Source organism: Serratia sp. 14-2641 (assembly GCF_001692375.1).
Classification (GTDB): Bacteria; Pseudomonadota; Gammaproteobacteria; order Enterobacterales; family Enterobacteriaceae; genus Chania; species Chania fonticola_C.
This window is the reverse complement of record NZ_LXKR01000055.1, coordinates 269,094-288,978: the sequence shown is the minus strand read 5'-3', so window position 1 is coordinate 288,978 and position 19,885 is coordinate 269,094. Positions and strand designations below refer to the sequence as shown.

Annotated in this window: 19 protein-coding genes; 4 read left to right on the top strand and 15 right to left on the bottom strand. The window is 54.8% G+C overall.

What is annotated here, in order from left to right:
• Positions 1-272: 272 nt before the first annotated feature.
• Positions 273-533: a YdgH/BhsA/McbA-like domain containing protein gene (locus tag A6U95_RS20015; protein ID WP_065685716.1), complete on the top strand. Its 261-nt coding sequence runs from the start codon at positions 273-275 to the stop codon at positions 531-533.
• A 79-nt stretch (positions 534-612) separates the two neighbouring features.
• On the opposite strand, the gene A6U95_RS20010 is transcribed toward A6U95_RS20015, so the two are convergent.
• Positions 613-1,542 carry a LysR family transcriptional regulator gene (locus tag A6U95_RS20010; protein WP_065685715.1) on the bottom strand — a complete coding sequence of 310 codons (930 nt, stop codon included), beginning with the start codon at positions 1,540-1,542 and terminating at the stop codon, positions 613-615.
• Positions 1,543-1,695: 153 nt separating this feature from the next.
• Between A6U95_RS20010 and A6U95_RS20005 the strand changes: the two genes are divergently transcribed.
• Positions 1,696-1,983 carry an Arc family DNA-binding protein gene (locus A6U95_RS20005; RefSeq protein ID WP_065685714.1) on the top strand — a complete coding sequence of 96 codons (288 nt, stop codon included), beginning with the start codon at positions 1,696-1,698 and terminating at the stop codon, positions 1,981-1,983.
• A gap of 91 nt (positions 1,984-2,074) precedes the next feature.
• Here the strand turns inward: A6U95_RS20005 and lapB are convergent, their stop codons facing one another.
• From lapB to A6U95_RS19950, 11 genes are all read right to left on the bottom strand, one after another.
• Positions 2,075-3,247 (bottom strand): lipopolysaccharide assembly protein LapB, encoded by a 1,173-nt coding sequence (gene lapB / locus A6U95_RS20000; protein ID WP_065685713.1) that lies wholly within the window; start codon positions 3,245-3,247, stop codon positions 2,075-2,077.
• Between the two features lie 6 nt (positions 3,248-3,253).
• Positions 3,254-3,556 (bottom strand): LapA family protein, encoded by a 303-nt coding sequence (locus tag A6U95_RS19995; RefSeq protein WP_024486501.1) that lies wholly within the window; start codon positions 3,554-3,556, stop codon positions 3,254-3,256.
• A gap of 345 nt (positions 3,557-3,901) precedes the next feature.
• Positions 3,902-4,699, bottom strand: coding sequence for an SDR family oxidoreductase (locus A6U95_RS19990; protein WP_065685712.1), 798 nt, complete (start codon positions 4,697-4,699; stop codon positions 3,902-3,904).
• A complete protein-coding gene (locus A6U95_RS19985) occupies positions 4,696-6,219 on the bottom strand; it encodes an FGGY-family carbohydrate kinase (protein ID WP_065685711.1) in 1,524 nt (507 codons plus the stop codon). The genes A6U95_RS19990 and A6U95_RS19985 overlap by 4 nt, the downstream gene beginning before the upstream one ends.
• The gene (locus tag A6U95_RS19980; RefSeq protein ID WP_024529272.1) at positions 6,212-7,276 is read right to left on the bottom strand and encodes an ABC transporter permease; all 1,065 of its coding nucleotides are present in this window, start codon (positions 7,274-7,276) and stop codon (positions 6,212-6,214) included. The genes A6U95_RS19985 and A6U95_RS19980 overlap by 8 nt, the downstream gene beginning before the upstream one ends.
• Before the next feature lie 10 nt (positions 7,277-7,286).
• Positions 7,287-8,786, bottom strand: coding sequence for a sugar ABC transporter ATP-binding protein (locus A6U95_RS19975; RefSeq protein ID WP_065685710.1), 1,500 nt, complete (start codon positions 8,784-8,786; stop codon positions 7,287-7,289).
• 9 nt (positions 8,787-8,795) lie between these two features.
• Complete coding sequence (locus tag A6U95_RS19970; protein WP_065685709.1) at positions 8,796-9,413, bottom strand: DUF2291 domain-containing protein; 618 nt, start codon at positions 9,411-9,413, stop codon at positions 8,796-8,798.
• 59 nt (positions 9,414-9,472) lie between these two features.
• Positions 9,473-10,405, bottom strand: a complete 933-nt coding sequence (locus A6U95_RS19965; RefSeq protein WP_024529269.1) for a D-ribose ABC transporter substrate-binding protein — start codon at positions 10,403-10,405, stop codon at positions 9,473-9,475.
• A gap of 62 nt (positions 10,406-10,467) precedes the next feature.
• The gene (locus A6U95_RS19960) at positions 10,468-11,268 is read right to left on the bottom strand and encodes a GolD/DthD family dehydrogenase (protein WP_065685708.1); all 801 of its coding nucleotides are present in this window, start codon (positions 11,266-11,268) and stop codon (positions 10,468-10,470) included.
• A 12-nt stretch (positions 11,269-11,280) separates the two neighbouring features.
• Positions 11,281-12,189, bottom strand: a complete 909-nt coding sequence (locus A6U95_RS19955; RefSeq protein ID WP_024529267.1) for a transketolase C-terminal domain-containing protein — start codon at positions 12,187-12,189, stop codon at positions 11,281-11,283.
• A 2-nt stretch (positions 12,190-12,191) separates the two neighbouring features.
• Positions 12,192-12,995, bottom strand: a complete 804-nt coding sequence (locus A6U95_RS19950) for a transketolase (RefSeq protein ID WP_065685707.1) — start codon at positions 12,993-12,995, stop codon at positions 12,192-12,194.
• A gap of 379 nt (positions 12,996-13,374) precedes the next feature.
• Between A6U95_RS19950 and A6U95_RS19945 the strand changes: the two genes are divergently transcribed.
• A complete protein-coding gene (locus A6U95_RS19945) occupies positions 13,375-14,169 on the top strand; it encodes a DeoR/GlpR family DNA-binding transcription regulator (protein WP_059200948.1) in 795 nt (264 codons plus the stop codon).
• 15 nt (positions 14,170-14,184) lie between these two features.
• On the opposite strand, the gene pgpB is transcribed toward A6U95_RS19945, so the two are convergent.
• Positions 14,185-14,949 (bottom strand): phosphatidylglycerophosphatase B, encoded by a 765-nt coding sequence (pgpB, locus tag A6U95_RS19940; RefSeq protein ID WP_065685706.1) that lies wholly within the window; start codon positions 14,947-14,949, stop codon positions 14,185-14,187.
• Between the two features lie 277 nt (positions 14,950-15,226).
• Here pgpB and ribA point away from each other — a divergent pair, with 277 nt between their 5' ends.
• Positions 15,227-15,820, top strand: coding sequence for a GTP cyclohydrolase II (gene ribA, locus A6U95_RS19935; RefSeq protein ID WP_065685705.1), 594 nt, complete (start codon positions 15,227-15,229; stop codon positions 15,818-15,820).
• A 33-nt stretch (positions 15,821-15,853) separates the two neighbouring features.
• Here ribA and acnA read toward each other — a convergent pair whose 3' ends face one another.
• A complete protein-coding gene (gene acnA / locus A6U95_RS19930; RefSeq protein ID WP_065685704.1) occupies positions 15,854-18,526 on the bottom strand; it encodes an aconitate hydratase AcnA in 2,673 nt (890 codons plus the stop codon).
• Positions 18,527-18,753: 227 nt separating this feature from the next.
• Positions 18,754-19,728 (bottom strand): HTH-type transcriptional regulator CysB, encoded by a 975-nt coding sequence (gene cysB, locus A6U95_RS19925; protein WP_065685703.1) that lies wholly within the window; start codon positions 19,726-19,728, stop codon positions 18,754-18,756.
• Positions 19,729-19,885 lie beyond the last annotated feature (157 nt).

Here is a 19,885-nt window from a genome sequence, read left to right as displayed (position 1 = left end):
ACCGCATTCTACATGCCAGACAGCGGAAATCCCAGTCACGCAACCCGTTGCCGTTACGTAATGTTAACGCAGCGTTGGTCATCGACTGTCAATAACCCCCTGCGCCCTTAACTCAGGGTGAGTAAAACGCGGTAAAGAAGCGTAAATTGTCAATCAAATAATTTGATTAACATGCTCAAGCCTATCCGATTTCATCCGTTTATAAATGCTCTATTATTCAATACATCGAAAGCGGAAACACTTTCACCCTCAAAACTAAATTGGAGATACTCATGAAAGGCATCAAATATTTTGCAGCAGCTACCGTTCTGGCCCTAACATCATTTGCCAGCGTTGCCGCTGAGCCGGTCAGCCAGCAACAGGCACAGAAACTGACCGAAGTTGGCGTAGTTTCTGCCAGCGGTGTTACCACGCTGAGCAGCCTGGAAACCAAGCTGGCGGCCAAAGCCGAAGCCCAAGGCGCTAGCAGCTACCGTATTGTCGCCGCCGGTGGTAACAACATGCTGCATGGCAACGCGGTCATCTATAAATAAGCTCGAGCCACCCTCTAGATTATTTGAACGGGCGCTGCATTCGGCGCCCATCCCCTACGAAACCACATCCCACCTGTTTTTATTCTGGTACCAACTTGCGGCAGACATTCAGTACCAATTGCCGCAGCCAACGATGAACCGGATCCGCCTCGGCACGTGGGTGCCACAGCTGCGATATCGTAATCGGGCTGGTGGTTACCGGCAGTTCAAAAGCCCAGAGTGTCGCTACGCCTCCATCAATAGTGGTCACCGGTTGATTGATCAGGAATGAGGCAGGCACCAACGCCACCAAATCAGACTCCTGAGCTACGGCCAAGGCAGCTGGAAAACTCGGTACCACCGCGGCAATGTTGCGCCGCAAACCTAGTTCAGCCAATGCTTCGTCTACCGGGCCATAGGTACGTTCCCGTCGGGAAGCGACAACATGGCCCAAAGCGGCATACTGGCTGGCCGTCACCTCTGGTTCCCGCGTCAACGGATGCCCCGCTCTCACCACACCAACGAAGCGATCTCTGAACAGCGCCTGCAGGCGTATTTCTGGTCCCATGCTCCCCAAAACACCAATCTCAAGATCAACCAGACCTTCACGCAGATGCTTTGAGGTTTTCTCTGGCTTGGGCGAAAAACGCAGGCGCACCAAAGGCGCTGCCTTCGCCGCTGCCGCAATCAGTGAAGCTCCAAATGCCTCCACAAACCCCCCATTGGCACGAATGATAAAGGTTCGTTCCAGCGTGGCTAGGTTCAATTCTGTGGCCGAAGGGCGTAGCACCGAGCGCGCCGCAAATAAGGCATTTTGCGTACGTTCCCGCAGATCTTCAGCGTAAGGCGTCAACACCATGTGCCTCCCTGCACGCACCAGCAAGGGATCTTCGGTAACGGTGCGTAGCCGGGTGAGCGTGCGGCTCATGGCCGAAGCGCTTAAACCAAGACGACGCGCAGCACCAGCCACGCTGACTTCAGCAAGCAACGCATCAAGGGCGATAAGTAAATTGAGATCGGGTTCAGTCATGGCTCATAGTATCTCGACCAGATAAATGAGGAAAGCGTGGCGCATTTGTGTAGCTCACTTGTGTTACAAAATTATTAAATTTTTATTACACACTAGACAGATCTGCACGGCTGACTTAGCTTGATGGTAACCTCCCGCGTAAAAGGCAGCAAAATGAGCGAGATATCGACACTGACCATCAAGATCCCTCTGGCACTGAAAGAGCAAATCAAGGCGGTTGCCTTGGAGAACCAGCTTTCATTGAGTGCAGAGGTTTGCCAACGGCTGGAACATAGCTTCGAAGTCCCGGCCAAAGCCAGCAAGAAAGCGGCTCCGTTGCATCATGACGATATCGATAACCAGGGTACCGAAGAGGAGGTTGAACAACCTCTTAGCCAGAAAGAGCTGAAGAAGCTGCGCCAACTGCTGAAAGGCGGCGCGAAAGGCAGCAAGAAAAAATAAGGCTAAATGAATTTGTAGGCGATGAGCATTAACTCAGTGCTACCCCTCTCCCACAGGGAGAGGGAACCGACCGAGTTGGGATGAGGCGCAATTATTGCCCATCTAGCCCGCGTATAGGTTTAACCGAAGACCAGGCCCGGCACGAAGGGCAATGCCAGTAAAGTGAATGGGCGGTAAAGCCGCATTTGTGGCAGCGGTAGCGCGGTTTGGTGCGGATCTGCTCGCCCACCATATCCCGCAGCAACAGCAGACTTTCTTTGGCGCGCCCGTCTTCTGCATCAGCCAGATGATAATCCATCAGGCGATAAAACACGCGCATGGTCGGATGGCGCTGCAACTGGCGATTGATGTACACCTGCACCACATCGCTCCCTTCCTTCTGCTCGATCACTTCCGCCAGCATCAACTCCGCCGTGGCACCGGTATTCTCCGCCACACAACGTTTGAGGAAGTCTGCCCAGTCTTGCTCTTGTTGAGGCAAGTGCTGGTAGCATTCCTGCAGCATCGGCAATGCTTCGCTGACCAACTCCTTGTCTTGATCCAATACGCGCGTCAGCGTTTCTACCGCCTTGGCATACTCCTCTTGCGCCATGAAGATACGCCCAACCATGATCGACACGCGAGCGCACTGTTTATCCGCCGAGGCCGCGCGCTTGAGCAGGCCCATCGCCTTATCCAGGTCATCGCTGCCCATCGCCTGCAGGGCCAGCTCACAATAAAAATGTGCGATCTCGACGCGCTGCTTTTCCTTACCCAGCTTGACCAGCTTTTCTGCTACTTCGATGGCTTTCTGCCAGTCGCTGGTGGCCTGGTGGATCACCAGTAATTGCTGCAGCGCGGAAACACGGAAGTCTTCTTCATTGATTAACTGGCTGAACATATCCTCGGCGCGGTCATACAACCCGGCGGCCATATAGTCACGCCCCAGTTGCTGTATCGCCAGCAGACGCTGTTCGAAGGTTAAAGAAGCGCTTTCCATCAAGGCCTGATGGATGCGGATGGCGCGATCGACTTCACCACGAGAGCGGAACAGATTGCCCAACGTCAGATGGGCTTCAACGGTATTGCTGTCCTCTTTCAACATGTCGAGAAACAGATCGACTGCTTTATCCTGCTGGTTGGAAAGCAGGAAGTTAACCCCAGCCACGTATTCACGCGACAGGCGGTTGGCTTCCTGTTGTTTATCCTGCTGAGCACTTCTGCGCCCCATGTACCAACCGTACGCGGCAGCTACAGGCAGCAACAGAAACAGCAGCTCTAACATAACAGATTATTCCTTGCTGACTGCGGGCAACGGTGCCGGCTCGACAGGTGCTTCGAGTTGCAGTTCCAGCCTTTTGATTTTCCGCTCTGCACGCCCAAGAGCGATACGTGTGCGCAGATAAAATAACCCACAAATAATCCAACCCAGCACAAAGCCAGCACCAAACAGGGTGGCCAACAGGGTTGATACCGGATATTCGCCCTGAGCAACCAAATAGTTAAACGTCACCACCTGGTCGTTATGCGCGCCCAGCGTGACTGAAGCCACGAATATCACCAGAACCAATAAAAAAATCAGTAAATATTTCACATTCTTTCCCGCAATGCCGAGTGAATCGGATGAACTCTACCCTCAAGGCCACAAACCGGAACCCAATACAGGGTTTGCAGCCCACGGGTAATTGCCGCTAAGTGGCGTCCCTATGACTTAAGTTAGCATTTCCCGTCGTAGCAGGGAAACCCTGGCAGACGATAAAACCGTAGATCTGCTGGGATATTCAGCAAGAAATGCAGCGCCTGAGCAAATTAATGAGAAAGCTTCTCAAAAACACGGGTTTGATAAGATATGGGGGCGAAAGAACAGATTGCAATGCAGGGTAAAAACCAGCGTTGATGCGGCCCCGAGTTAGAGCCGCTAAAGTGTGACAACGTCACGCTAGGACATAATCAAACCACCATCCACGTTGATGGTCTGCCCGGTAATATAGCAGGCATCGTCAGAGGCCAGAAACGCCACCAACCCGGCCACATCTTCAGGTTGCCCTGCTCGTTTGAGGGGAATGCCTTCTACCCACTCCGCCATCAACTCCCCTTTGCCGTAACGTTTTTCCGGGGTACTGAGAATTTCGCCCCACACGCGATCATTATATTCCCACATCTCGCTTTCAATAATCCCCGGGCAGAACGCATTGACGGTGATGTTATGGCAGGCCAGTTCCAGCACTAGGCTCTGCGTGATGCCAATCACCCCCATTTTGCTGGCGGCGTAATGCGGCGTATAAATGAATCCGTTACGTCCCTGACCGGAAGAGGTGTTGATCAACCTTCCACTGCCCTGCTTCACCATATATTTAGCGGCTTCGCGGCAGCATAGCCACACGGCGGTAGTATTGACCGCCAAAACCTTTTCAAAGTCGCTTTTGGGCATTTCATCAAAGCGATCGATGGTGATCACCCCGGCATTCTGGATTGATACGTCAATACGGCCAAAGGTCTCCCAGGCTTGCCGATACATATCGCTAACCTGTGCCTCATCGGTGACGTCCAGTTTTACCGCAACAATCTGCACCGGATACCGCTGACGTAGCTGTTCGGCCGTTTCAAAAATGCGATCGCTGTTCGATGCCACCACCAGGTTGGCCCCACGCGCAGCAAAGCGTTCTGCTATGCCAGCACCGATGCCCCGGCAAGCGCCGGTCACTACTACCGATTTACCGTTAAATTGCTGTTTCATGCTGCTCCCTCGGTTACGCAAAATATCGATTCTGGTTGCCATAGCGTGCGTTGCACCGCCAGCTGCCAGCCCAGATAACTTTCTTTCAGCAACAGGTGCCGCTGCATATCAGGTTGGAATTCGTCATGTTCGGGCAGCAACGCCAGCAACTGCCTGTCTGACAACGCAAAGCGTTGCCGCATGGCCAACAGTGCGGCCCCGATGGCCGAAAGCTCCGGCGTATTGCTGCGCGCGACCGGGCAACCCAGCAAGTCGGCCTGGAATTGCATCAGCCAATCGTTACGGCTTGGTCCACCATCGGCCATCAGGCATTGCAGTTGGAACCCCGGATGCTGACGGAGTGCCCCGATCACATCGGCGATCTGATAGGCCACCGCTTCCAACGAGGCACGGATCACATGAGCACGCTGAGTCCCCCGACTTAGGCCGCAGATCACTCCACGAGCACGGTCATCCCACCAGGGAGCGCCTGTGCCGGTCAGGGCAGGAACAAAGTAGACCCCTTCGGTACTTGCAACGCTGGCTGGCAGCTCACTGAGTAAACGCTGCTCGGTGAGCTCCGTGTGCGTAATGCCCAACATCCAGGCAACGGCGTCCCCGGTATGGGGAATGTTGCCCTCAAGGGCATATTGCGAGCGGTTTCCATCGTGCCAGGCGATAGTCGTAGCCAGTTGGGTGATGCCGTGACAGAGATCGTCTACCGGGGCCATCACCGAAGATCCGGTGCCGTAGGTCGCCTTGACCCTGCCCGCCAGTCCTAAGCCATGCCCATACAGCGCGGCATGGGAGTCGCCAATCATGGCGCAGATGGGAATACCGTCGGCGATCCCTGCCACCCCGTGTGTGACGCCAAAATTATGGCTTGAAGGGCATACCTGCGGCAGCGCCAGTTCGGGAATGCCGAATAACTTAAGCATGCCCTGGTCCCAATGCCCGGTAGACAGATTAAGTAATTGCGTGCGGGCCGCATTGGAACGATCGCAACAAAACTGCTGGCCGCCGGTCAGATGCCACAGTAGCCAGGCATCTACCGTGCCCAGACACACCTCGCCCTTTTCTGCCCGCAGTTGCCCTTGTGGCGTATTGTCCAGCAGCCAACGCATTTTAGAGGCGGAAAACAGCGGGGCTACGGGTAACCCGGTAACCTGACGGATAAAGTCGTCTTGTTTATCGCGGCGTAATTGATCGCAAAATGCGGCACTGCGTGAACACTGCCAGGTGATGGCCGGGCCGATCGGCTGGCCATCATGACGATACCAGCCCATTGCCGTTTCACGTTGGTTGCTGATGGCGATGGCAGCAACGCGGTTCTCACCGACCTGGGCAATCGCCTCGCGTAGCACCGTCAGCGAGGCTTCCAGCAGGGCTTCTCCGCGCTGTTCCACCCAGCCCGCGTGTGGCGTTAGTAACGTCAGAGGTCGGCTGCTGGTGGCAATCACCTTACCCGCTGAATTCACTACTATTGCTTTGGCATTGCTGGTTCCCTCATCCAATGCCACCACACAATCGCGCTTATCCATGGCTCACCTCGGCCAGCGGCTGTGCCGCTTTCTTTTCATGGCGCTGCATCAGGGTCACTTTGCTCTGCAACCGCTGCTGGAACTGATCAATTACCACGGCGGTCACGATCACCAGCCCTTTGATCACCATCTGCCAGAATTCGCTGACGCCCAGCATCACCAGGCCGTCCGCCAGGAACACGATAACAAACGCACCAATGATCGAACCAAACACCCGCCCGCGACCACCGCTGAGCGCGGTACCGCCTAGCACCGTTGCCCCGATGGCGTCCATTTCAAACATGTTGCCGGTCATCGGGTGCGCCGTTTGCAACTGCGAGGCGATAACCAGCCCAACCAGAGCGGCACACATACCGGAAAAGGCATAAACAAACATCTTCACTTTGACGATCGGTACGCCGGAAAGCCGGGCCGCCGACTCATTGCCGCCAATGGCGTAGATGTAGCGGCCCAGTGGCGTTTTCTTGGTGATATAAATCCCCAATAACACCACTACCACCATCAGCCAGATCGGATTGTAAATGCCCAGGAAGGTGCCGGAGCCCAACGTGGCAAATCCGGTATTCCCCAGCGATTCCACCCCCACCAGATTGGGGTAGGTTTTGCCGTCTGCCGTCAACAACGCCGCACCACGGGCCACATACATTGCCCCCAGAGTGCAGATAAATGGCGCCACTCCCAGTTTGGTGATCAGGGTGCCGTTAACCAGGCCGATAGCGATCCCAGCAATGGCAACCACGATGAATACTTCGTACACATTGAGAAATAACAGGTTGCCGCCACCAATCGGGATGCCCACGGTCAGCAATGCGCCAGCGATCATGCCGCAAACACCGGCCACCGCCCCCACCGAAAGGTCAATGCCACCGGTCAGGATCACCAGCGTCATCCCCACGGCCAGTAACCCGGTAATGGCCACGTGCTGAGTCATGATCAGCAGGTTGGACACCGTCAGGAAATTGGGCACCATGCTGCTGAAAAACAGCACCACCAGCAGCAAGGCGATAAAGGTGCGCGCCTGCAGCAAATACATGTACAACCGGTATTTGGTTTGCATCTTGTTATCCTTAAGCATGAGGGGTTGAAGCACGGATCAGTAGTTCTCGGTCGGCCTGTTCACGGGGAAGATCGGCCGTGAGCTTGCCATCGGCCATGACCATCACCCGATCGGCCAGCGACATCACCTCATCCAGTTCAGAGGACGAAAACATCACCGCCAGCCCCTGACGCGCCATGGCCCCAATCAGGTGATAAACGTCGGTTTTCGCTCCTACATCGATCCCGCGTGTCGGTTCGTCAAGGAATACCACCTGCGGATCGGTCAACAGCGCCTTGCCCAGCACCACCTTCTGTTGATTACCGCCACTCAGTGAGGTGACGGGCAATCCCGCGTCGCTGACCTTGATTGCCAGCTTTTCGATCATCCCGTTGACGATAGCGGTTTCACGTTGATCGCCGATCGGCTTGATGGCATTGCGTCCCAGGCTGGACAGTGTCATGTTGGCCTGGATCGACATCATCTGCACCAGACCTTCCGCTTGCCGGTCTTCCGGCACCAGTGCCATGCCGCCGCGCATCCGATCGCCAAAGCTGGTGCGCTCCACATTCTTGCCGTTAAGCAGGATCTGGCCGGAGGTTTGGCGCATCACACCGTTGATCACTTTGAACAGTTCGGTTCGCCCAGCCCCCAGCAAACCATAAATGCCAATCACCTCCCCCCGACGCACCGAGAAACTCACGTCGTTCAAGCGGTAACCGCCATTCTCATGCGGCAGCGTCAGACCGCTCACCCACAGCACTTCTTCGCCCTTTTCTGCCGGGACATAATCAAAGTGTTTTTTCTTCTCGCCGACCATTTTTTCAATGATCCAGGGAATGCTGACGTTGGCGATTTCCTCCGCCGCCACAAAGCGGCCATCGCGGAATACCGTAACCCGATCGCCAATCTCCATCAGTTCTTCCAACCGATGAGAAATGTAGATCAGCGTTACCCCGCGTTTTTTCAGATCGGCAATCACCTTGAACAAGGTACGAACTTCCACCTGACTAAGTGCCGAGGTTGGCTCGTCCATGATCAGTACTTGCGTATCCTTCGCCAGAGCGCGGGCGATTTCGACCAGTTGTTGATGGCCAATCGCCAAACTGCCCAACAAGGTATGAGGATCGACATTCAATTCCAGCCGCTCCAGCAGGGTTTTGGCCAACTGGTACTGATAGTTCACGTTGATCCGGCCACGCTGGAAAAACTCGTTGCCCATAAAGATGTTGTCCATTACGGACATGTTGGGGAACAGGTTCAATTCCTGAAAGATGATGCTGATACCGTGCTTTTCCGCCTGGTGCGTGGAGTGCAGGTCGATCTCCTGCCCCTCCAGCTCAATACTGCCGGAAGAAGGCCGCTCCACTCCCGCCAGCAGTTTCATCATGGTGGATTTACCAGCACCATTTTCACCAATCAGCACGTTGACTTTATTGCGAAACACCTGGTAGTTGACGCTGTCGAGCGCCGTGACGCCGGGATAGCACCGCGAAACGTTATGGGTCTGGATAATGACAGGGTTACTCATAACCGCTCCTCAGGGTTGGATGCGTACCGGCGTGATCAGCAAAGGGGGCGCAGGCAGTTGCCAACTGGTGAACACGCCATAGACGGTGATCTTATCGCCCACCTTTGGGGTAAAACCGGCCAGTTCGGCCATCGACGCCTGATTAATGGCTTTGGCAAAATCCCCAAACAGGGTCTGATCGTTAAAATCGCCATAGCCTAGGCCACGATAGCTGTCGCGCAATACCGTGCCGCGGTACACGGGGCCAATCTGCACCTCCACGCTTTCGATCGGGCCAGTGGCGAGTTTGAGCGTCAGGCGGCCACTGCGAGATTGCGTATTGATGGCCACAATTTCCCCACTGACCTGGGTGCTGAAATGGCAAGGGAACTCCGGTTGAGCGCGATAACCCAATTGCTGACAGGCGGTGTCAAAATCCTTGGCCTGTTCAATCTGGGCGATCAGGTTTGCCAGCGGCACGGCACTTTTCATCACCTGCGGCACCATCTGCTCATGGTAAATCGCCCCGGCCTGCGCCAGATGCGGATTTACCGGGCTTTGCAGCGCCGCCAACTCCTTTTGTGAAACAATGCGGCAACCGCTCAGAACCATGACAGCAGCCATTGCCAGCGCAATACGCTTGGACATAAAAACCTCCATTTACACCCTGCCGTAACGGGGTGTAAAAATTGCCATGACCCTGTTGGTTACTGCTTATAGTTGAACTCGTTGACGTTGCTGGCATTTTTCTGGTCGATCAGAATGCCGCGGAACATGATACGTTCCTTGCCGGTGTAACTACCGGACTTGAAATAGCCATCGAGGATCTCGACGCCCTGGCTGGCAATCGCCTGGGCTTGCAGCATCACGCTGGCATACAGGCTGCCATTGAGGATCGCATCACGCTCATCGTTGCTGCCATCGATACCCACCACGGTCACATCCGTACGTCCTGCCGCTTTCAGCGCGGCCACCGCCCCCAACGCCACTGGCCCGTTACCACAGATCACACCTTTGATATCCGGCTGCGCCTGCAAAATGCTGTCCATGATGCGTTTGCCCTCCAGCAGGTTACCTTTGGCATCCTGCCGCGCTACGCTGACCATTTCAGGATACTGATCGATGACGTTGTGGAAGGATTGTGAGCGCGTCACGCAGTTGTTGTCGGCCAGGTTGCAGGTCAGCTCGGCGTATTTGCCGGTTTCCCCCATTTTCTCAACGAACTGGTTGGCCACGTCGGAACCTGCCTGGAAGTTGTTATGGGTAATTTGCGCCAACGCTACCCCATCCACAGGGATTTCGCGGTTGATCAGCACCACCGGTATACCCGCGTTCTTGGCCTGCTGCACCGCCGCAACGCTGGCCTGAGAATCGGCATTGTCCAGTACAATGCCCTGCACTTTGCGGCCTATAACCAGGCTGATCAGTTCCCCCTGGCGTTTTACATCTTCGCCATGGGAGAGCACCAGCGTGCTGTAGCCCAGCGCTTTGGCCTTGTTTTCGGCCCCTTTGGCTTCGGCAGAGTAATAAGGGTTATCCAGTGAGTTAACCAAAATGGCAATGGTGCCTTTTTCCGCGGCCTGAACGGGCATCAGGGTACAGCCAGCAAGGAGTGTCAGGTAAGCTGCTATCTTTTTCATGATGTTGTTCTCTTATCGTTGTGTTGAACATCGTCTGGTGTTGGCGTACGGATCGGTGCCGGTTACCAGATGGTAAAACCGCCGTCGATCATCAGGTCCGCACCGGTGATCATGTCGCTGCCGTTACTGGCGAAGAACAGGATTGCCGCTGCAATTTCATCGGTATAAGCAAAGCGCCCCAGCGGGATCAGTTTTTTCATTTCCTCGCCCTTCTCCCCCCGCCAGGCTTTCTCACCCATCGGCGTCAGCACCACGGTTGGCGATAAGGTGTTGACCGTGATCCCATGTGCGGCCCACTCTTTAGCCATCACCTTGGTCATGCCCAGCAGCCCCGCCTTGGCCGAGGTATAGGCACAGTGGTTATCAATGGCGATAGAAGCGGCCTGAGAGGCGATATTGATGATCTTGCCGCCGTGCCTGGCCACGATCAGACGCTGAGCGAAGGCCTGTGAACATAAGAATGGCCCGGTGAGGTTGACGGCAAGATGCTGTTGCCATTCGCTGAAAGCAATCTCGGTGGCAGGCTGCAAATTAACGTATCCGGCACAGTTCACCAGAATGTCCAACCGCCCCCAGCATTGCTGTGCCGCGCTAAAGGCCGTGGCCACCGACTGAGGATCGGCGACATCACAGACCTGATATGCGACCTTCTCCTCCCCCAGTTGCTGCTTTATCACCGCTACTCTTTCCTGCTCAAAAGCCGGATACAGCAAAACCAACCTGGCGCCTTTCTCCAGCAGCATCTGGTTGGCCGCCATGGCAATACCGCCAAGCCCACCGGTCACCACCGCCACTTTGCCAGCCAAGGACATCTGCGTATCGACACCGTAGCGTAAGTTGACGTCGTATTCGTTTTGGCTCATCGCACTCTCCTGTTATTTTTTCAACTGCTGATGCAAACCTGCGGCGTCGATCGCATATTGCTGGCGCAATGCGGCACGGCTGCTGCTGTGGGTAAACTCATAGGCCGGTACGCCCAATGGAACGAATGTCTGGCGCAGTTGATGTTTGAGTAGCAGTTCGCTGATGATGGTGGCCAGCCCACCGCTGAGAACATGTTCTTCTATGGTGATCACACACTGGTGTTCACGCATTAACGCCACCACCGCCAATTCATCCAATGGCCACAACGAAGGTAGTGAGACCACTGTAGGATCGTCTCCCATCGCCAGCACTTTCATCGCCTCATGTGCCAGAGTTCCCAGGCAGAACACCACGCTGCCCGTCCCTTCGTGCAACACTTCTGGCTGCCCTGGGCGCAAGCGGTAGTCATCCCCATGTAGCAGTGGCAGTTTGTCGCTATCCATGCGGATGTAAGCCGGCCCTGGATTGGCGATCACGTGGCGCACAATCTCCGCCGCCTGCCGCCCGTCGGCCGGGGCATAAACCGCCAGATTGCCCAAGGTGCGTGCAATAGCGATGTCATTCATACAATGGTGAGTGGCACCCAGTGGGCCGTAACCAAAACCGGCGTTAAGCCCCAGCATCTTTACGTTGGTGGCCGAATAGCAGATGTCGTTCTTCATCTGTTCGTTTGAGCGGGCGAACAGGAACGGTGCGGCGTTGGCGGTAAACACGGTACGACCGCTGAGCGCAATCCCGGCAGCCATGCCCACCATGTTCTGTTCGGCAATACCGACGTTAACCACCCGCTCTGGATAGGCTTGTTCGAATGGGCCAATTTTTGAGGTTGACGTCGAGTCTGCCACCATCACAGTCAGATCGGCGCCAGCCTGTTGTTGTTCAATCAGCGTGGCGATCACTGCATCACGTAAATCCTGCATGATTAATCCTCCAGTTCTGCCAGCGCCTGCGCCAGCTGTTGAGCGTCAGGGACGGAATGGTGCCAGGCAGGAACATTGGTCATAAATGACACGCCATGCCCTTTCTCGGTATTGGCCAGGATCACCCGAGGCTTATCCTGTCCAGGACGAGTGATGGCTTCGATCAGCGCTTGCGGATCGTGTCCGTTACACTCGACCACCTCAAAACCAAAGGCTTGCCATTTATCGACCAGTGGCTCCAGCGGCATGATATCTTCGGTTTTGCCAGCCAGTTGCAGCCGGTTGCGATCGACAATGGCAATCAGGTTATCCAGTTTGAATTTGCTGGCGGACATGGCAGCTTCCCAGTTAGAACCCTCCGCCAGTTCACCATCCCCAAGCAGTACAAAGGCACGGCGATGCGCTCGGCCTGCCAGCTTGTTGCCCAATGCCAATCCGACGGCAATCGGCAGGCCATGCCCCAAACCACCAGAGTTGATCTCCACCAGTTCAGGCAGTTTTTGATGGATGGGATGCCCGGCCAGCAGGGTGTCGTCCCCCATGTATTGATCGAGTACCGCGGGATCAAGCAGCCCCATGGCGGCACAGCTGCAATAAAAACCCCCGGCACCGTGGCCTTTCGACAGGATAAAACGGTCCTGATCGGGGCGAGCCTGGGAGCGATCCATCACCGCCATATACAGCGTGCAGATGATGTCGATTTCTGACAGATCGGCACCGGTGTGGCCCTTGCCCGCTTTATGGTTCATGGTCACAACGTAGCGACGAGCCTGCCGCGCCGTTTGGTTAATCGTCTGAATGTCCATCATCACCTCATGTTGGCTTTTCGTTTCATCGCTCTGACACCATGAACAGCCGATAAAAACGAATCATTGATTTTCGAACGAAATCATATATCGCAAATTCGATAATTGTTGTGCAGTAGATCAAATTACAAACAAAAGTGAATCGATAATTAAAAGCCAATAAAAACAGATAAATGGTGCTATTACGTCCATTTACATGAGCTTAAACCGGTTTGAGTCTCTAGTTTATTAACTTTTTTGGCATTATCATTTTCAAACAAAAACCAATGACGTATCCCTAGTTATCAATGGCTTTATCACTGCAAGCGGGCTAAAATCCGGCGCATCAGCGGTGATATCCGGCACCGGGCAGCCCACGGCACGCGAGGGAGTATTTCGATTGAAAAGCAAAAGTGAACAGCTGGCGGAAATGCAACACCGGCGGGAGAAGATCCTCGACATGATCCGTGAGGACGGCTCAGCCACGGTAAAAATGTTGACGGAAACCTTCAATCTTACCGAGGCCACCATCCGTACCGATTTACGCGTGTTACAACAGCAAGGATATGTGCAGCGCTTTCATGGGGGAGCCACGCTGGTTGATGGCAAACAAAATACCCATGCGCTGCTGTTGGAGCGGCAGATCAATCTGACGGAAAAGGATCGTATTGGGGAGTTGGCGGCAAGCTTTATCGAACCGGGCGATACCATCATTCTGGACTCGGGTACCACTACCACTGCGATTGCCAACCACCTTAGCCATATCAAAAAGCTTTCGGTGATCACCACAGGGGTCAATATCGCCTTACAACTCGGCGGCGAACCAGGCGTAAACATTCTGCTGACTGGTGGTACGTTCAAATTCCCAACGCTGTCGACCTCCGGGGACAAGGCCGCCAGCTTCTTCGAAAATGTTTTGGCGCAGAAACTGTTTCTGGCTACAGCCTGCATTTCACCGCGCCTGGGGCTGAGTTTTCCCAGTGAAACCGATATCAAGGTCAAGATGGCGATGATTAACGCGGCCACTACGGTGTATGTGGTGGCGGACTCCAGCAAAATCGATAAGGTTTCGATGTTTGCACTGCCCTGTGACTGGAGCCATATCAACTACTTGATCACCGATGCAGGGATCAGTCCTACGGCTGTGCAGGCATTTGAAAAGCTGGGAGTGAAAGTGCTGATTGCAGGTGCCTGAACAGGCACCTGAAAATTACTGCTCGCGTTCCCGCTCGCCGATTTCCTGCTGCTCCTGCGGGGGAATGGTGAGTGGCCCAAACCAACGCTGAGTCAGCCAACTGGCCAGGGTAACCAGCAGCCAGCTAATGACAATCGCCATCGCCAGATCCCGCGGCCAATGCATGCCGAGCATCAGGCGGCTCGCCATCACACCAAACGCCCAAATCATCAACACCGCGACGGTTTTATAATGCCGTCGTGGCCACAACAGCCCGATCCCCAGCAATGCCCACATAGCGGCAAACATCGTGTGGCCTGAAGGGAACGAGAAGCCGGTTTCAAACTGCCAGTGTTTGCTCAACCATTCAGGCACCAGCGCCTGGTCCAGCAACTGCTCTTTGACCAGGGCGCTACGCTGCTTCCTGTCCAACGAGTAGAAGTATTTTTCATCAATCTGATGGGTCGACTCCAGCCACACGACAAACGGCCGCGGTGCCTGTACCTGCTCTTTGATGGAGGATTTGACCGCCTGGCCAATTCCGATCGCCGCAGACAACAGGATGAACAGCCCCACCGCCGCTTTCAGCCGAAAGCGCAGACACCACAGAAACCAGGCCGACAGGATCAGGCTGGTGAGAATACCCCAGGGCGCAGTGACGGTTTCCGTCACCCAGAACAGCGCTTTTAACAGGCTGTCATTTCCGCCGGGTTGCCAGTGCCAGCCAAAAAGCCAGACCGCCAGCGGCAACAACATCAGCACAATCGCTCCGCCCGCCGTGCGTTTTGCTATCTTTAACATCCCATTATCCTTCCACTGTGGTTAACCCGCAGTGTAACAATCTTGCTAACTCAGCAAAACAAGAGAAATTAGATAGATAAATGACCTATTGCAACAATAGGAGCGGTAAAACGCCATATGCTGCTTTGCTGAGCACCGCTCGGCCACAAGTTATGGCAAAATAGCCGGTAAAGAATGAAATAGCGATCGTCGCCGTCTGTTTTAATGCTGGTCAGTCCCCTGTTCCAGTCGTAGGATGCACGCAGCGATTTGACAGGTAGTGTTTTTGGAGAGTGACATGCAGCTTAAACGTGTGGCGGAAGCCAAACTGCCAACACCATGGGGTGATTTTCTGATGGTGGGGTTCGAAGAACTGGCCACCGGGCACGATCATCTGGCACTGGTTTTCGGCGATATTACCGGCGAAACACCGGTCCTCTCACGGGTTCATTCCGAATGTCTGACCGGTGATGCGTTGTTCAGCCTGCGCTGTGACTGCGGTTTTCAACTGGAAGCCGCGTTGGAACAGATCGCCGAGGAAGGCCGTGGCATTCTGCTGTACCACCGCCAGGAAGGCCGTAATATCGGTCTGTTGAACAAGATACGCGCCTATGCCTTGCAGGATAAAGGGGCGGACACAGTGGAAGCCAACCATCAGCTAGGCTTTGCCGCCGATGAGCGAGACTTCACACTGTGCTCCGATATGTTCAAACTGCTGGGGGTGGATGCGGTGCGCCTGCTGACCAATAACCCGAAGAAGGTCAAGATCCTGAGCGAAGCGGGCATTAATATCTCCGAGCGCGTGCCATTGATCGTTGGCCGTAACCCGAAGAACGAGCGTTATCTGGCCACCAAGGCCGCTAAAATGGGCCACTTGCTGGACAAAAAATAGCAACAAGGGCGCCTTTTGGCGCCCTTGTTCTCTCTACAGCATTTTACGGATAACGTAGTGCAGAATGCCGTCGTTCTGGTAATAAGTCAGCTCATTGCCGGTATCAATGCGGCAACGGGTATTCACCACCACCTTCCGGCCATCGGCATAGGTGATATTAACCGGAACCGTCTGGCCGGGTTGCAACGCCTGCAAACCACTCACGTCAATCAGTTCCTCCCCCGTCAAACCCAGCGTTTTGCGCGTTATTCCCTGCGGGAATTCCAGCGGCAAGATGCCCATACCGATCAGGTTGGAACGGTGGATACGCTCAAAGGATTCCGCGATCACCACTCGTACCCCCAATAAACGAGGGCCTTTGGCTGCCCAGTCGCGGCTGGAGCCGGAGCCATACTCTTTACCGGCGATCACCGCCAGTGGCACCTGCTCCTGCTGATACTGCATGGCGGCATCATAGATCGCCATCTGATTCTGCGAAGGCAGATGGCGGGTATACCCCCCCTCCACGCCCGGAACCATTTCGTTACGGATACGGATGTTGGCGAAGGTGCCCCGCATCATCACTTCGTGGTTACCGCGGCGCGAACCGTAAGAGTTGAACTCTTTCACCTCGACGCCACGCTCGCTCAGATAACGCCCCGCCGGGCTGTCGCGCTTGATGTTGCCCGCAGGCGAGATATGGTCAGTGGTCACCGAGTCTGCCAGGATTGCCAGAATACGTGCGCCGTGAATATCCTGCACCGGATCCGGTTGCGCTTTCATGGTACTGAAGAATGGTGGATGGCGAATATAGGTAGAATCGGCTTGCCATTCGTAGGTTGCGGAACCGGTCACCTGGATCGCTTGCCAACTGGCATCGCCATCAAACACTGCACCATATTCCTTATGGAACATTTCGGTGCTTACCTCGGCCACGGCTTGAGCAATCTCCTGGCTGGTAGGCCAGATATCCTTCAGATAGACCGGTTTCCCGTCGCGACCTACGCCCAACGCATCTTTGGTCAGGTCAACCTTCATGTTACCTGCCAGCGCATAGGCAACCACCAGTGGCGGCGAAGCCAGCCAGTTGGTTTTTACCAGCGGATGGATGCGCCCTTCAAAGTTACGGTTACCGGACAGCACAGCCCCTACGGTGAGATCCCCTTCCTTGATCGCCTGCTCAATCGGCTCAGGCAACGGGCCAGAGTTACCAATACAGGTCGTACAACCGTAGCCAACCAGGTTAAAGCCCAATTGCTCCAGGTACGGCGTCAGTTTGGCGCGGTCGAAGTATTCGGTCACCACTTTGGAACCCGGTGCCAGTGAGGTTTTTACCCAAGGCTTGGTCTTCAAGCCCTTTTCAACGGCCTTTTTCGCCAACAGGCCAGCGGCCATCATCACGCTCGGGTTGGAGGTGTTGGTACAGGAGGTAATGGCTGCGATCACCACCGCGCCGGTATTTAGCTCCAGGTTTTTGCCACCCAGCGTGAAGCTTTTCACTTCCTGCTTATCTTTCTGACCACCAATTTCCAGCTCGGTCGCGGCGGTGAATGCTGTTGGCACCTGCGGCAGCGCGACGCGATCCTGCGGGCGTTTCGGCCCTGCCAGGCTGGCCTCAACCGTCGACATATCCAGCGACAGCGTGCTGGTAAACACCGGTTCATCGCCTGGATTACGCCACATCCCCTGAGCCTTGGCATAGGCCTCCACCAATGCGATCTGCTCAGCGCTACGACCACTTAACTGCAGGTAGCCCAGCGTCACGTCATCCACCGGGAAGAAGCCACAGGTTGCCCCGAACTCTGGCGACATGTTGGCAATGGTTGCCCGGTCTGCCAACGGCAAATCAGCCAGCCCATCACCATAGAATTCAACAAACTTACCGACGACGCCATGCTTACGCAACATTTGGGTAACGGTGAGCACCAAGTCGGTGGCTGTAATACCTTCGGATAACTTACCGCTGAGTTTAAAGCCCACTACATCCGGGATCAGCATGGAGACCGGCTGGCCCAACATGGCTGCTTCGGCCTCAATACCGCCAACGCCCCAGCCCAGAATACCAAGGCCGTTAATCATGGTGGTGTGGGAGTCGGTCCCCACCAGGGTATCGGGGTAAGCGATGCGTTGGCCGTTCTCTTCGGTATGCCAAACGGTTTGCCCCAGATACTCCAGGTTCACCTGATGGCAGATGCCAGTGCCGGGTGGCACCACGCGGAAGCGGTTGAAGGCCTTTTGCCCCCAGCGCAGGAAGGTGTAGCGCTCGTGGTTGCGCTCCATTTCGATACGCACGTTTTCGCCAAAGGCGTCATCGTCGCCAAACTCATCGACAGTGACAGAGTGGTCAATGACCAAATCGACCGGTGACAGCGGATTCACCTGATCGACTTTTCCGCCCAGGCGCAGAACGGCCTCACGCATTGCCGCCAAATCCACCACGGCAGGCACGCCGGTGAAGTCCTGCATCAGCACCCGCGCCGGGCGATAAGCAATTTCACGATCGGCATGGCCGGTTTGCAACCAGCCTACGATCGCCTTCAGATCGTCAACCTGTACCGTATCACCATCCACATGGCGCAACAGGTTTTCCAGTAACACTTTCATCGATTTCGGCAGCCGGTCAATATCCCCTAACTGTCTGGCCGCCAGTGGCAAACTGTAATAGTGATACTCACTACCCAGTGCTACCAGCTTATCCATACTCGTTTTACGAAGATCGGACGACATAGCTCCTCCATTTTTTATTATGTCAAACCAGGGTGATTTCTGAGGTGTTATTTAAAGATAACACAAACGCCATGTAACGTTTTGATAACAACACGTATTGATCATAACGATAGGCAGGAACAATCAAAGGCGGGAAGCTACTGGTAGGTCAATGAGTTAGCAGGCATCAGACAACAAAAAACCGCCTTTCGACGGTTTAAAATGTTTAATGCGGCTCACGTTAGCGCTTATTTGGTCGGCAACTTGATGTCCTTGAACATCGCCTCGATCTCGTCATTGGTACGTAAAGCCACGGCGGTATCGACCACGTCGCGCGTCAGATGCGGTGCGAAACGCTGGATAAAGTCGTACATATAGCTGCGCAGGAAGGTACTGCGACGGAAACCAATCTTGGTGGTGCTATAGGTGAAGATATCGCGGGCATCCACCATCACCAAATCCGGATCCTGCACCGGATCGACCGCCATGCTGGCGATCACGCCAACGCCCAGCCCCAAGCGTACATAAGTCTTGATCACATCAGCATCGGTAGCGGTAAACACGATGCGCGGCGTCAACCCCGCCCGGTTAAACGCGGTATCCAGCTCTGAGCGCCCGGTAAAGCCGAAGGTATAGGTGACGATAGGATACTCGGCCAGCTCTTCAATGGTGATATGGCCCTTGCCCGCCAAAGGATGATCGGGCTTCACTACTACCGCCCGGTTCCAGTGGTAGCACGGCAGCATGATTAAATCGTCATACAGGTGCAGCGCTTCGGTAGCGATGGCAAAGTCTGCCGAGCCTTTGGAAACCGCTTCGGCAATCTGCGTTGGCGAGCCCTGGTGCATATGCAGCGACACGCGCGGGTAACGCTCGATAAAGCCTTTGATCACATTGGGCAAGGCATAGCGTGCCTGGGTATGGGTGGTTGCCACATACAGCGAACCTTTGTCCGGGTAAGTATGTTCCCCCGCAACGGCCTTAATGGCCTCCACTTTGGACAGAACTTCGCGAGCAATGCGGATAATTTCCTGGCCAGCAGGCGTCACCTGGGTAAGGTGCTTACCGCTACGGGCGAAAATCTGGATACCTAGCTCATCCTCCAGCATCCTCACCTGCTTGCTGATACCCGGTTGCGAGGTATAAAGACCTTCAGCCGTGGAAGAGACGTTGAGGTTATGATTCACCACTTCTACGATGTAACGAAGTTGCTGCAATTTCATATTTGAATACCATCCTAGGTTAAAACACTGCGGCCTGCCGCAGCCAGGTATCTCGGTGTTGTCCCGGTATGCTTAATTCTCACAAGCCTTAAACACAGTGATTTCGCCCAGATGCTGATGAAAACGCCGTTGCTAATAAGCTTTAATCATAAAAAAC

What these genes read in the sequence shown, in the direction of transcription:
- A6U95_RS19985 (WP_065685711.1), bottom strand. Translation starts at nt 6,219, where the DNA reads ATGGATAAGCGCGATTGTGTGGTGGCATTGGATGAGGGAACCAGCAAT.
- pgpB (WP_065685706.1), bottom strand. Translation starts at nt 14,949, where the DNA reads ATGTTAAAGATAGCAAAACGCACGGCGGGCGGAGCGATTGTGCTGATG.
- acnA (WP_065685704.1), bottom strand. Translation starts at nt 18,526, where the DNA reads ATGTCGTCCGATCTTCGTAAAACGAGTATGGATAAGCTGGTAGCACTG.
- A6U95_RS19970 (WP_065685709.1), bottom strand. Translation starts at nt 9,413, where the DNA reads ATGTCCAAGCGTATTGCGCTGGCAATGGCTGCTGTCATGGTTCTGAGC.
- A6U95_RS19955 (WP_024529267.1), bottom strand. Translation starts at nt 12,189, where the DNA reads ATGCAGGATTTACGTGATGCAGTGATCGCCACGCTGATTGAACAACAA.
- A6U95_RS19960 (WP_065685708.1), bottom strand. Translation starts at nt 11,268, where the DNA reads ATGAGCCAAAACGAATACGACGTCAACTTACGCTACGGTGTCGATACG.
- ribA (WP_065685705.1), top strand. Translation starts at nt 15,227, where the DNA reads ATGCAGCTTAAACGTGTGGCGGAAGCCAAACTGCCAACACCATGGGGT.
- A6U95_RS20015 (WP_065685716.1), top strand. Translation starts at nt 273, where the DNA reads ATGAAAGGCATCAAATATTTTGCAGCAGCTACCGTTCTGGCCCTAACA.
- A6U95_RS19975 (WP_065685710.1), bottom strand. Translation starts at nt 8,786, where the DNA reads ATGAGTAACCCTGTCATTATCCAGACCCATAACGTTTCGCGGTGCTAT.
- A6U95_RS20005 (WP_065685714.1), top strand. Translation starts at nt 1,696, where the DNA reads ATGAGCGAGATATCGACACTGACCATCAAGATCCCTCTGGCACTGAAA.
- cysB (WP_065685703.1), bottom strand. Translation starts at nt 19,728, where the DNA reads ATGAAATTGCAGCAACTTCGTTACATCGTAGAAGTGGTGAATCATAAC.
- A6U95_RS19950 (WP_065685707.1), bottom strand. Translation starts at nt 12,995, where the DNA reads ATGGACATTCAGACGATTAACCAAACGGCGCGGCAGGCTCGTCGCTAC.
- A6U95_RS19980 (WP_024529272.1), bottom strand. Translation starts at nt 7,276, where the DNA reads ATGCAAACCAAATACCGGTTGTACATGTATTTGCTGCAGGCGCGCACC.
- A6U95_RS20010 (WP_065685715.1), bottom strand. Translation starts at nt 1,542, where the DNA reads ATGACTGAACCCGATCTCAATTTACTTATCGCCCTTGATGCGTTGCTT.
- A6U95_RS19965 (WP_024529269.1), bottom strand. Translation starts at nt 10,405, where the DNA reads ATGAAAAAGATAGCAGCTTACCTGACACTCCTTGCTGGCTGTACCCTG.
- A6U95_RS19990 (WP_065685712.1), bottom strand. Translation starts at nt 4,699, where the DNA reads ATGAAACAGCAATTTAACGGTAAATCGGTAGTAGTGACCGGCGCTTGC.
- lapB (WP_065685713.1), bottom strand. Translation starts at nt 3,247, where the DNA reads ATGTTAGAGCTGCTGTTTCTGTTGCTGCCTGTAGCTGCCGCGTACGGT.